This window comes from Saccharopolyspora hattusasensis (assembly GCF_050972075.1).
Classification (GTDB): Bacteria; Actinomycetota; Actinomycetes; order Mycobacteriales; family Pseudonocardiaceae; genus Saccharopolyspora; species Saccharopolyspora hattusasensis.
Window position 1 is genome coordinate 5652056 of the sequence record NZ_JBPCDC010000001.1, and the last position, 12004, is coordinate 5664059.

The window sequence follows — 12004 nt, forward strand, 5'->3', positions numbered from 1 at the left end:
TGGACGGGCTAGTGCTCCGCTGCCCTGGCGATCAGGTGCTGCTGGCTTCTGCCAGACGCCGGCGGAACCAGTCCGGTGTGTGTTCATCATCGCGCGGGAACAGGTCCTGCTCCTTGATGAAGCTCCCCGGCTCGGCGCCCCACGGCGGTTCGTTGTCGTGGTTGTAGAAGATCTCGTACTCGCCTGGTTGGCGCATCCGGAAGAAGGCGGAGAACCAGGTACCGAGCCCTTCCCGGTACATGCCGACACGCAGCCGCCAGAAGATCGTGTCTGTTTCGGTCGGCAGCTCCCAGGCGATCTGCTCGCCAGCAGCGTTCTTGCACCCAACCCCAAGCTCTACGTGTCGGCCGATGCACTTGTACTCGATGGAGATTCGCTGCCATGCCTCCGGGGCGGTCTCGCGAACCAAGGTGGCCAGCGAGTCCACCAGCTCTTTCTGTTCTTCCGGCCCCAAACCGCCGGGCTGTGTCATCAATACTCCTGTCACATTGAACTCGGCGAGTGCATCAGCCTACCGGTGCCGCAAACGGCGATCTTCAGCCTGTACTTGGATCGGACGCCCCGTAACGGTACCGCTCCGCAAACGTGGCTGCATCTGTCAAGCGTTCGTTCAGCCAACTGGGAATATACTTGGGAGAGCGTGGAAAAGCCTGCTGATCCAGTGCAAAAACCGTCGGCGCTACCGGGGGTGACCACTGCGGATCATCCGTGTAGTTGAACTGGAAGTTCGGCTCGGAGTTCCGTTGAACGGTCGCCTGCACGGAAAGCCAGGTTCCGAAATCAGGCTGATACATATCAGCGCGGAGCTTACGCAATAGGAGGGGCAGGGCCCGGGGTGGGGCGAGCAGTAGCTGAGCACCGCCTGCCCTGGACCCACTGAGCTCCACCTGGCAGATGGTGCTGCTGCCACGAAACGTCATGCGCAGCTCCGCCCAATCGGACGGTGCATCCGAGATAAGTGAGTCGGCGATTGCCTTGGTGAGTTCGCCGGTAGCAGTCGCTGGTTTCGAAGGGTCGTTCGACATCAGTTGTAGTCCTCCCATTCGCGGTAATTGAAGTCCGGCCGGTTGGGGAACCACGCCTCCATGACTTTCGAGACACCGTTCTCGGTCTCAATCCAGCGGTACCGTACCTCGGTCGGGATGCCGTCCGGGTCTCGAACAGCCTCCACCTCGATTCGATCGACACTGCAGCCCGGTCGCTGCGCATGATCGGACAGGTGTTGTTCGAGGTTGCGCCAGGACGCTTCGTTGCTCATACCCTCCATGTTGTGCCCGCTGTTGGACGTCGCCATCTGCGGGAACATGTTGATGTACTCGCCTGGGGCGCCCGCCTCGTGGGCCGCAGCATGACCACCTGCCCAGTGGCGGTTCGGGTAGACCGCGCGCCCCTCGTCGCCAGCCTTGTTCTGCGAGTATTCGTCGCGGTAGTAGCGGTCGCTCTCCAGCGAGTCGGAAGCACCCTTGTAATGCGGGGTACCAGACATGCGTTCGGTCTGTCCATGCTCGTTGGTATTGAAGGTCCAGTTGTCGTCGACCCGGTATTGGGCGTTGCCCGCCGGTTGACGAAGCTCGATGTTCGGCCGGACATAACCGTCGGCCGTGGTATCGACCTCGGCCCATTTGATCCTGCCGGAGTCGTCGGTGAAGAAGGCGCCTCGCCCTTCGATCTCGTAACGCGTCCAAGGCTCGAGCTGTCCCTTTTCCGACAGCGAGCTCAGCGACGTTCTGGGACCGAGTGCGTCCAGTGGCTTCGGATTCGACGAATCCGGGATCTGAACGGGGCTTCCCGGATCGTTTTCGCCTGGCCCTCGCTCGAACCTGGCGTCGTCCGGTCGGTTCCAATCGGTAATTGGGTCGGGGAACGCGTCCTGTTGGGCCGCATCACCGTAGTGTGATGGAAGGTCGTCATGGACGATCGTTTCTACGACGCGACGTTCCGGCGGTTCGTCGAACTCGTCGTTCCCCCGGGCTTCGGCGTCGGTGGGGCGGTCGCCGGGGTCTTCGCCGTCGTTAGATGGGTGGAAGGCGTCGTCGCTGGCGGGCGACTTCGAGCCGTCGGGGCTGTGGGTTTCCCAGCCTCCGTCCGGGGGCCAGGTGGGGCCGCTGTCCGGGGCCGTGCTGCTTGCAAAGACGTTACCGTTGCCGTCGGACCAGGCTTTGCCGTTCGGCGCCGTCACATCCACGCCGAGCTTCTTGGCCAGGTCGCTGGCGAAGTCGCCCGAGTCGCAGCTGAGCAGGCGGATGGGGCTTTCGCCGTCCCAGCCGGAGCGGCGCAGCACGTCAGCGAGCTCGTCCGGAGAGTAGTTCCGGCCGCCGATCTGGAGGCCGTCCGGGCCGTGGTGGGCGTCGACCGTGAAGTGCTTGCCGTCGTTGGGGACCCTGTTGGCCAAGTCCTGCATGTTCGGGTCGGTGTGGCCCGACGCGCCAGCGTCGGTCTGGTGCAGGTTGTTGACGCCGTCGTCGATCTTCTGGTCGTACTCCGGCGTGCCCGGCTCCGGCTTGTCGGCGTCCGCGTCCGGGTCGTTCGGCTTGTCGCCGTCCGTCGGGTTGTCCGGGCCATCCGGTTTGGACTGCGACTCGGTCTCGTTCTTCGGCTTGTCGGGTGCGTCGTTGGCATCCGACTGCTTCGTCGTGTCCGGTGCCTTGTCGGTGTCGGGCGACCTGGTCGTGTCCGGGGACTTCGTTGCGTCCGGAGACTTCGTCGACCCCGGTTCGTTGGTGTCCGGCCGCTGGCCCGGGCCCTTCGTGCCCGTTGGGCGTTGGGTGCTTGGCGTGTCCGTGCTGGTGCCTGGGGTGTCGGTGCGCGGTTGGGTGCCGCCCGGGCCTCGGCCGTCGGGGCCTGGGCGCGACGGACCGTCGGGGCTGCGGCCCGGTGTGTTCGGAACGCTGCCGTCGGGATGCCGAGGCCGGGGCATGTCGCCGGGTCCGCCAGGGCGCGGCGTGTCTGGTTCGCCCTGGGGCCGTGTCGAACCGCCGGGTCCGCCAGGGCGCGGCGGGCCATCTGGGCCGCCGTGGGGTCGCGTCGGGCTGTCGGGGCCGCCCGGACCGCTGGGGCGGGATGGCGCGTCTGGTCTCCCTCGCGGAGCAGCGCTCGGGCGCGTGCTGCTGCCCTCCGGGCCGCGGGGCCGTGGTGGTCCGTCCGGGGTCGACGGCGGGCGTCCGGCGGCGCCGGGACTGCCCGGTGTGCCGGTCCAGCCGCCGCCAGGGCCGCTGCCGGGACGGCTTCCGCCGCTGCTCGGGCTCGCGCCGCCCGGGCTGTGCCCGCCAGGGCTGCCCATCGGGCCACCCATAGGGCCGCCGGCCGGAGCACTGCCCGGCTGGTCTGCACGGGGTGCGCTGGGAGACGGGGCGGTAGGTGATGGCGCCGTCGGAGCGTCCACATTGGACGAGGTGGTGCTTGATGGGGTGTTCGGGTGCGATGTGGACGGCGAATGCCCGCTGCTCGGCGCCGACGGGCCGCCGCCGAGCGACGGGCCACCGCCTGGGGCGTCACCACCGGCCGGGCTTCCGCCGGGCGAACCGCCAGGGCTGTGCGAGCTGGGGCTGCTCGGCGAATTGCCGGCGTCCGGGCTGTGACCGCCGCCGTTGCTCGGGGCGTTGCCGGGACTGCTCGGGGCGTCCGGGGTGCTTGGCGAACTGCCGTTGCCGGGGCTGCTTGGACTGCTTGAGGTGCTCGCGTCTGGACTGCTGGGCGAACTGCTCGGGGCGTCCGGGCTGCCACCGCTCGGTGCTCCGCTGGCGTTCGGGCTGCTGGACAGGTCGCCGGAGAACGTCGTGGGACGGTTGGTGTCGGGCGAGTTCGGGGAGCTCGGCGGGGCCGAAGGCGCATCGGTTCGGGTGCCCTTGTCGGGCGTCGAGCTGCTGTTCGGGGAGTCGGAGCCGTTGCCGGAGCTGCTCGGGGAGGAGTCTGCGCTACCACTGTCCGAAGTGGACCTCGGGGATCCGCTGTCGGCGCCGGAGCTCGACGACCCGTTGCCAGAGTTCGACCCGTTGCCAGAGTTCGGCGAACCCGAACCGGAATCCGTGCCACTGCCGGGCGAGCCCGTTCCGCCGTCCGAACCGGAACCGGATTCGTTGCCGCTGCCGGAGTTGGAACCGGAATCGTTGCCGCTGCCGTTGCTGGAATCAGATCCGCTGCCGGAGTTGTTGCCGTTGCCGGAGTTGTTTCCGGAGCCCGAATCCGACCCGCTACCAGAGTCGTTGCCGGAGCCGTTGCTGCCGTTGTCCCCGGACCCGTTGCCGTCGGTTCCGCCGCCCAGGCCGCCGACCTTGGCGTTGTGCTTGCCCACGACGTTCGTGCCGAAGACGTCGTCGAACTTCTTCCACACGCCCTCGGCGATCTTGTCCGGCGCGCTGCCGAGCTTCTTGATGACCTTGCCGAGGACCTCGACCATCTTGCTGATCTTCGGTGCCACGTTGCTGATCGTCTTGATCAGCTTCTTGACGACGTCGCCGATCTTCGAGGTGACCTTGGCGATCTTCGCGGTCACCTGCGCGACGATGACCGGGGTGCCCAGCCCGAGGGTGCACACCGCTTCCAGCGCGTACGTGATGATCGCCGCGATGCACTCGGCCACCAGATCGCGCACGAACTCGCGCACGAACGAGACGACCTCGCCCATGATCGTCACGACGGAGCTCAGCGTGCCCGCCAGTTCGCCGGCGCCCGCAACGGCCTCGGCCTTCTCCGTGGCATGCTTGCGATACGCGTCGCCCGCCGCGCCGGTCCACTCCGCCGTATCGGCCTTGACCGCGTTGTTGTACTGCTCGACGGCCGCCTTGACCGCCTCGGACACCTTCCCCCACGTCTGCCCGTACGCCTTGACCCCGTCCGGGTCGCCTGCGAACCAGTCCAGCGCCTCCTTGAGGGGTTGGACGTGCTCGATCAGCCACGACAGGCCGTAGGAGAGCAGGGTTCCGATCGGGTCCACGGCCAGGCTGACGACTTCCATCGCCATGCCGCCGTAGGCCAAGCCGGCTTCCACCCAGCTGGAGCCGTCTTCCAGGCTCTTGATGTCGTGGGCGGATTCCAGGATCCCGATGCCCTTGACGCCGTCGGGAGTCTCGTTCGGGTCCTTCTGCAGGGTGTCTTCGGTGACGACCAGGTTGTTTTCGGCCATCACTGCACCTTGTTGATCAGCGCGCTGTTGTCGTCGTCCATGGACTGGTAGTCCTCGGCCGCGCCGCGGACGTTCTCGGCGATCTCCTCCATCGCCGAGATCGCCTTCTGCAGCGCCTCGACGCCGTTGCGCTCAACGGGCTGCAGCATCATGGCGAACGGCTGGCAGAGGATGCCGTACGCCTCGTTGTCCATCGTCACCTGCTGCGACGCGTCCAATGCGGTGTTCAGCTGATCCACCACCCCGTCCACTCTGGACGAATGGGCGCGCAAGTTCTCGGTGACGACGTTCATCTCGTCTGCCATCGTTTGCTCCCTCGGTGATCAGCGCAGGAAAGAGCGGTCGCTGAAGTCGTCGTCGTCGAAGTCGTCCGGGCGGCGGCGAACAGGCCGCGGTGGTGGTGGCGGCGGTGGCGCGGCCGGTCGCTGCGGGGGCTGCTGCTGCCGCGATTCCTCGTAGTCGTCCTCGACGCCGAACTGCATCTCCGGCACGCCGGACCCGCGTTGCTGCGCCTCTTCCTCAGCTGCCGGGGGTTCGGGGAAGTTCTTGCGGGCCTCGCCGAGCACGTGCTGCGCGGCGGAGTCATCCAGCCCGACGGTGCTGGCCACCGCCTGCTGCATCAGTTCGGGAATCTTCGCCTGTGCCGCCTGGACGGCGCGCATGATCTCGGTGCCCAGCTTCGCCATCGGGCGGTTGTTGGCGTTCTCGGAGAGCTGGATGTTCTGCAGGATGCCGTTCGACCCGACGGTCACCTGGATCGAGCCGTCGCGGGACGTTTCAGTGGCCGAGATCTGCTCGATCTCCTGCTGCATCCGACCGAACTTCTCGGCCTTCTCGGCAGCACGTTCCTGCCATTGCTGAACCATCCTCTCGGCCGCGCCGATATCCCTGCCGAAATCCTCGGGCACACGTCCTCCCCCCGGGCGAAACCCCTGTTCGGGAAAGGATGACGCGCCGCGATTGGAATCGGTGCCCCTCAGTCGCACAAAACGGCTCAACGGCCCATTTCGTTGCGACGGACGGACTAATTGGAATTGCTGGGTTCAGGTGATCCGGGCTGATCCTGTTCGTGTCGATCATCAGCGCTCGACGGAGAGCTGCCGTTCGCCGTACCGCCCGTCCGACTTCCAGTGACCTCACCGGGCAACCAGGACCTCGTTCCGCAGCACGGGCGCCTGTCGGCTGCTGTTCACCTCGGCGGCCAGCGCGACATCGTGCGCGAACCCCAGCTCCGCGAGCTCCCGACCCGATTCGCAGTCGGCGAGCAGAGAGCCGATCTCGCCGGTCACGGCCCGGAACGCGGCCGCGGCCAGCTCTGCCTCGGGAGAACGGCGGCCGGGCAGGGCGGAGATGATCGCGCCCGCACCGAGCTGATCCTCGATCGCGGGCCGCAGCTGGTCGTCCCGGCGTTCCCCTGCGGCGATGACGCCGATCGGCCCACCTTCCTGCGCTGCTGCGTGCGCCACCGCCTCCGCGTTGCGCAGACAGCCCACGAACACGGTGGCCCCGGTGGCTGACGCCTCAGCGCAGAGCGTCGCGCCATTCGGTGACGGCAATCCCAGCAGCACGTTCGGGTTGAGAGTGCGCAGCGACGACGGGCTCAGGGACCACTCGTCCAGGCTGCGGGGCTGCGCGAGCACCGCACCTGCGGGTATCGAGGCGTCCTGCCAGCGCAGCGGGAGCACCCGGGCCCCGGTGGTCGTGGCGACGTCCACGGCCGTCGAGAACGACAGCACGTCGACCACCACCAGCACCGGGCAGTCCGCCAGGGCTCGCAGGCCGGGCAGCGCCCAGTCGAGGTGCACGTCGGGGTTCGCGCTGGTCACAGCGGGTAGCGTAACCGGGGTGAGCGGGGGTGGGGGCCCATTTGGCAGACTGCCCGCGTGCGCGTCTACATCGGCTCCGACCATGCCGGCTACGAACTGAAGAACCACCTCGTCAAGTGGCTGACCGACAAGGGTCACGACGTGACCGACATCGGTCCTGCGGAATACGACGCCCAGGACGACTACCCGCCGTTCTGCGTCGAGACCGCCCGCCGCGTCGTCGCCGACGAGGGCAGCCTCGGGCTGGTCCTCGGCGGGTCCGGCAACGGCGAGCAGATCGCCGCGAACAAGGTCCCCGGCGCCCGCGCCGCGCTGGCCTGGAGCGTTGAAACCGCGAAGCTCGCCCGGCAGCACAACAACGCGCTGCTGGCCGGCATCGGTGCGCGGATGCACACCGTCGAGGAGGCCGAGCAGATCGTCGAGGCGTTCCTGACCACCGACTTCGAGGGTGGTCGGCACCAGCGCCGGATCGACCTGCTCACCGACTACGAGAAGTCCGGCCAGCCCCCGGCCCTGCCCGGCAGCTGATCGATGGCACCGGCACGCCGTACCGCGGCGCTGCTGACACCTCTGGTGGCGGCAGCGGGCACCGCTGCTGGCGTGCTGGTGCTTTTCTTTGGGCAGCGCGCGCTCGCGCCCGTCCTCGCCGGTGGCCCAGGTGCGGCCTGCACCGAACCCGACTGCGTGCTCGGGGTGGGCCTGTGGCTGATCGTGGGCGGCGTCATCGCGCTGTGCGCCTCGCTGCTGGCCGGGACGGTGTTCCGGCATCCCGATCGACCGGTTCGGCGCGGTCTGCTGATCGCACTGTGGTGCGTGACGGCGTACCTCGTGGAGTCGGTCGTGCTGTGGATCCTCGCTTGACATGGACGGACTGTTGACATGCCTGAAGGCCACACCCTGCACCGGCTCGCCGGGTTGCACGGCGAGCTGTTCGCCGGCACGGAGGTCCGGGTGGGCAGCCCGCAGGGGAGGTTCGCCACCAGCGCTTCGCTGCTGAACGGCTCGGTGTTGCAGCGGGCTGAAGCGCACGGCAAGCACCTCTTCCATTTCTACGGCCCGGATCGGGTCGTCCACGTGCACCTGGGGTTGTACGGCACGTTCACGGAATCCGAGCTCCCGCTGGCCGAACCGCGCGGCCAGGTGCGGATGCGCATCATCGGCCGTACACATTGGACGGACCTGCGCGGTCCCACCGCGTGCGAGCTGCTGACCGGCGAGGAGGTCGCCGCGCTGCGCGGGCGGCTGGGCCCCGATCCGCTGCGCCGGGACGCCGACCCCGAGCAGGCCTGGCAGCGGATCTCGCGGTCCCGCACGAGCATCGCCGCGCTGCTGATGGACCAGAAGGTGCTGGCGGGTGTCGGCAACGTCTACCGCGCCGAAGTGCTGTTCCGGCACGGCATCCCGCCCTACACTCCGGGCCGGTCGCTGGACCGGGCGCAGTGGGAGACGATCTGGGCGGACCTGGTCGAGCTGATGGCCGACGGGGTGCGCGCGGGTCGCATCGACACGGTGCGGCCGGAGCACCTGCCGGAGGTCACCGGTCGGGCGCCGCGTCAAGACCGGCACGGCGGAGAGGTCTACGTCTACCGGCGGGCGGGAATGCCTTGCCTGATCTGCGGAACCCCGGTGGCCACGGCAGCCCTCGCCGCCCGGAACCTCTACTGGTGCCCCGCCTGCCAAACAGACTGACGAACGTCCCCACCTCCCCAGGAGGTGTGCGATTTCAATGGAAATCGAAGGTTCGATTTCAATGGAAATTGCGGTTCTCCGGCGTGTCGGGTCACGACACGCCGGAGGGTGTGGATAACTCGCACGATTTCAATGGAAATCGAAGGTCTCCTACGAGGTGGTCCGCCGCGTCGAACAGGTCGAACTCGTCGACATGACCGCCGAAGTCCTGCGCCGCCGCATGGTCCACGGCAACGTCTACCCGCCCGAGAAGATCGACGCGGCGCTGAGCAATTACTTCCGCGTCGGCAACCTCACCTGCACCGCAGCGAGTTGACAAAATTAGCAACGCGGTGGCATATGGCGTACAGTCGAACGTTCTGTTAAATGGGGGTTTCCAGTCAAGTGCGAGTTCGGCTCGAGAGTCGAACTTCCGGCAACGAATGTTGCCGATTCTTGGCACGAGATTGCCGCGCCGGCCCTGGACCCCGGTTCGGGTTCACTTTGCGTAATTACTGTTCGGATAAATTGAGTGAGGGCATGCTCGCATCCGCCAATCCAAGCAGAAAGCCGACGTCACCAAAAGGGCGAAGTTTTAATTCTTGGTTGAAAAACGCAGATCTGAAGATGATTGCCGACCAGGTCGGCACGCCGGTGTTCATTTACAGCGAGGCACAGCTGCGGCGCAACCTCGGCCGCGTGCGCTCGGCGGCGCAAGCCGCGGGCCTTGGCGAACGCGTCGAGCTCTACGTGCCATTCTTCCCCAACTCCAATCCCCACGTGCTGCGCCCGCTGCGGGAACTGGGCGTCGGGCTGCTGCTTCAGCTGCCCGGAGAATACGAGATCCTGCGTCAGTTCGGCTTCGACCGCTTCATCGTCTCGCCGGGCCACATCGCCGACGAGGAGATCACCTTCTGGTCCCGCGCCGGCCACCCGACTTTTCTTTCCAGTGTCGGCGAGGTTCGAGTACGCATTGCGCAGCAAGGCGCCTACGATCAGTGTCCGCGTCGACAGCCTCGACTCCGGCAAGCCCGGCGTCAAAATCGGCGAGCTCGAACGGCTGACGCGGTTGCTGCGGGAATACGATCGCGAGCTGGAATGCTTCGAGGTCTACTGCGGCAGCGGGAACTCGCGCGACGAGATGATCGGCATCATCGAGACGATGTTCCGGATCTTCAACGACCACTTTCCGTCCGCGCGGTCGGTGAATTTCGCCGGTGGTCACGGTTTCGCGTACGAAGAATGGGACGAATCGGCGAAACATTTCGACTGGCACGAATATTTCCAGGAGCTTGCGGAGACCGCGCGGCGAATGGATATACCGCCGCACGTGCGTTTCCTGTTCGAACTGGCCCGTGACGTGCTGGCCGACACCGCGGTGCTGCTGCTCGGTGTGAAGCGCGAAGTGATCAGCAACCCCGTATCGAGCCTGGTACCTACCGACGGTTCCCGGATGCTCATGCCTTCGGCGCAGCTGCGCGACCGTCGGCACAACATCGTGTTCTTCGACGCCGACATGGCCGAGCTGACCGGCGAGAGCTCGACCAGTGCCGCGCTCCGCGGCCGGACCATTCTCCGCAACGACTACATACTGCCCGGCGAATACCCCGTTCCCGCAGGTGTGGATGCGCGCAGCTACGTGGCGATCTTCGACGTTGGCGCCTACTGCGCGACTCAGCACATGGAGTTCCTCAACGTCCCGCCGCCGGCCGAAGTGCTGGTCGACGTCGACGGCGCCGCCCACCTGATCACTTCCCGCGGCGACGACCTCGATAAGTGGCGAAACCTGCTTTTCGGCCGTAAGAAGCTCAGCTGAGCCCACTGGTCAACGGTCCGGCCCCGCCGACGACGTGTGGGCCGGCCGGGGTACGTCCAAGAAAGATGGCATGTGATGAGGACCCCCTCAGCTCAGGCGCAAGATGAGTGCGTCACAAGTTGTTTCGGGAGCGTGAGGAGGTCCCGATGACTATCGTAGGCGGTTTTGGCGTGCACCGTCAGCAGATCACGTTCGATCATGTGGATACCGGCACCGGTGAGGTGTGCCGGGGGCAGATTCGTCCGGCGACGCGGGGGATGTTGCGGGGCTGGCTGGCACAACGGTGTCCGGCCGGTGGTGCGGTGGATGCGGCGATCGCGGTGGAGGGCTGCACCGGGTGGCGGTTCGTGGCCGAGGAGTTGACCGCGACCGGTGTCGAGGTGCATCTGGCCGAACCCGCGGACACTGCGAACGCCCGGGGCCGGAAGAAGCGGGCCAAGACCGACCGGTCCGATGCGAGGTTGCTGCGGGATCTTCTGCTGGAACACCGGTTACCGGAGTCGTGGATACCCCCGGCACAGGTGCTGGAAGTCCGCACCGTGGGACGCTTGTACTGCGCGCTGATGGACCAGCGGCGGTCCTGGCAGCAGCGCATCCACGCTCAGCTGTTCCACCAAGGCTGCCCGCCGGTGCGGGCGCTGCTCACCGAGGCCGGCCGGGCGAGCCTGGCCACCGCCCAGCTATCGCCGGCAGGCCGGCAGTCAGTAGACGTGGCCCTGCCGGCCATCGATGCGCTCACGGAGCTGATCACCCCGATCCGTGCGCAACTGGTGACCTTCGCCCGCCGTCAGCCCGGCTGCCGGGCGTTGCAGGCGCACTACGGGATCGGCTGGTTATGCGCGGCGGTCATCTGGGCCGAGCTCGGCGATTGCCGCCGGTTCCACAATTCCGATCAGGTGGTGCGCTACTCGGGGCTGGATGTCACCGTCTATTCCTCCGACGGTAAACGCTCCCCGGGACACCTGGCCCGCCAGGGCCCACCCGAGCTGCGGTGGGCGGTCTTCGAGGCAGCCACCTCTGCCGCCCGCCGAAGCTCCCCGGATTACGCCTACTACTGCTACTGCGCCGCTGCTACCACACCCTGCGTGACCTCGGCGACACCGCCTGGGTTCGGCGTCGACTGGCCGGAGGCGGCTGCCTGATGACCACGTGCACGCCATGCCCAACTATTCAGCCGATGCCCGCGGCCGGCTCCCGCCAGCCCCCTGCCGCCACCGAATCGCCGGTGGACGTCCCGGAAAGATTGAGCGGCCGCACCCCATCACCGGAAACACCCCATCCACCATCATGTCGCCGGACCGGTACACACCCGAGTCCGTGGTCCCAGATAAGGCAGGGCGCCGGGCGTGCACACCGTTTAGTCAAGCACCGCAACCATTCCCACGCCTCGAGGCAGCCATGACCTAACCCAGGCTCCAGCTTTCCCGGTCTCGCCGCCCATCGCCAGCATGCGGGGGCCCCCGCCGGCGTCAAGGTCGTTCGTCCTCGCTACCGCTGCGGGCGCTCCACCTTGACCCCGCCGCGGACCACCACGCCCAAACAGCGACGACGAGCCCTCAAAAACGACGAAAT

General features: G+C 67.1%; 12 protein-coding genes and 1 pseudogene. 6 read left to right on the plus strand and 7 right to left on the minus strand.

Going from position 1 to position 12004, the window contains the following annotated elements; genetic code table 11:
* Positions 1-31: 31 nt before the first annotated feature.
* The 6 genes from ACRXBZ_RS26990 to ACRXBZ_RS27015 form a co-directional block, all read right to left on the minus strand.
* Positions 32-472, minus strand: coding sequence for a hypothetical protein (locus ACRXBZ_RS26990; protein WP_168586948.1), 441 nt, complete (start codon positions 470-472; stop codon positions 32-34).
* A 64-nt stretch (positions 473-536) separates the two neighbouring features.
* Positions 537-1025 (minus strand): hypothetical protein, encoded by a 489-nt coding sequence (locus ACRXBZ_RS26995; RefSeq protein ID WP_433881458.1) that lies wholly within the window; start codon positions 1023-1025, stop codon positions 537-539.
* Positions 1025-5122, minus strand: a complete 4098-nt coding sequence (locus ACRXBZ_RS27000) for a DUF8616 domain-containing protein (RefSeq protein WP_433881459.1) — start codon at positions 5120-5122, stop codon at positions 1025-1027. Before ACRXBZ_RS27000 ends, ACRXBZ_RS26995 begins: the two co-directional genes overlap by 1 nt.
* A complete protein-coding gene (locus ACRXBZ_RS27005; RefSeq protein ID WP_433881460.1) occupies positions 5122-5427 on the minus strand; it encodes an ESX-1 secretion-associated protein in 306 nt (101 codons plus the stop codon). The genes ACRXBZ_RS27000 and ACRXBZ_RS27005 overlap by 1 nt, the downstream gene beginning before the upstream one ends.
* Positions 5428-5445: 18 nt before the next feature.
* Positions 5446-6030, minus strand: a complete 585-nt coding sequence (locus ACRXBZ_RS27010; RefSeq protein ID WP_433881461.1) for a YbaB/EbfC family nucleoid-associated protein — start codon at positions 6028-6030, stop codon at positions 5446-5448.
* 228 nt (positions 6031-6258) lie between these two features.
* Positions 6259-6948, minus strand: a complete 690-nt coding sequence (locus ACRXBZ_RS27015; RefSeq protein WP_433881462.1) for a 2-phosphosulfolactate phosphatase — start codon at positions 6946-6948, stop codon at positions 6259-6261.
* A 57-nt stretch (positions 6949-7005) separates the two neighbouring features.
* Here ACRXBZ_RS27015 and ACRXBZ_RS27020 point away from each other — a divergent pair, with 57 nt between their 5' ends.
* The 4 genes and pseudogenes from ACRXBZ_RS27020 to ACRXBZ_RS27035 all read left to right on the plus strand — a co-directional run.
* Entirely contained in the window at positions 7006-7476 is a 471-nt protein-coding gene (locus ACRXBZ_RS27020; protein WP_168586953.1) for a ribose-5-phosphate isomerase, read from the plus strand.
* A 3-nt stretch (positions 7477-7479) separates the two neighbouring features.
* A complete protein-coding gene (locus tag ACRXBZ_RS27025) occupies positions 7480-7809 on the plus strand; it encodes a hypothetical protein (RefSeq protein WP_433881463.1) in 330 nt (109 codons plus the stop codon).
* A gap of 18 nt (positions 7810-7827) precedes the next feature.
* Positions 7828-8637: an Fpg/Nei family DNA glycosylase gene (locus tag ACRXBZ_RS27030; RefSeq protein ID WP_433881464.1), complete on the plus strand. Its 810-nt coding sequence runs from the start codon at positions 7828-7830 to the stop codon at positions 8635-8637.
* A 139-nt stretch (positions 8638-8776) separates the two neighbouring features.
* Positions 8777-8935 (plus strand): annotated as a pseudogene (locus ACRXBZ_RS27035) (hypothetical protein); the annotation flags it as partial.
* A gap of 257 nt (positions 8936-9192) precedes the next feature.
* Here the strand turns inward: ACRXBZ_RS27035 and ACRXBZ_RS27040 are convergent.
* Positions 9193-9600 carry a hypothetical protein gene (locus tag ACRXBZ_RS27040; protein WP_433881465.1) on the minus strand — a complete coding sequence of 136 codons (408 nt, stop codon included), beginning with the start codon at positions 9598-9600 and terminating at the stop codon, positions 9193-9195.
* On the opposite strand from ACRXBZ_RS27040, the gene ACRXBZ_RS27045 reads away from it, so the two are divergent.
* Positions 9590-10432 carry a hypothetical protein gene (locus tag ACRXBZ_RS27045; protein WP_433881466.1) on the plus strand — a complete coding sequence of 281 codons (843 nt, stop codon included), beginning with the start codon at positions 9590-9592 and terminating at the stop codon, positions 10430-10432. The two genes, ACRXBZ_RS27040 and ACRXBZ_RS27045, sit on opposite strands and share 11 nt — an antisense overlap.
* 146 nt (positions 10433-10578) lie before the next feature.
* Entirely contained in the window at positions 10579-11574 is a 996-nt protein-coding gene (locus ACRXBZ_RS27050; RefSeq protein ID WP_433881467.1) for an IS110 family RNA-guided transposase, read from the plus strand.
* Positions 11575-12004: the final 430 nt, after the last annotated feature.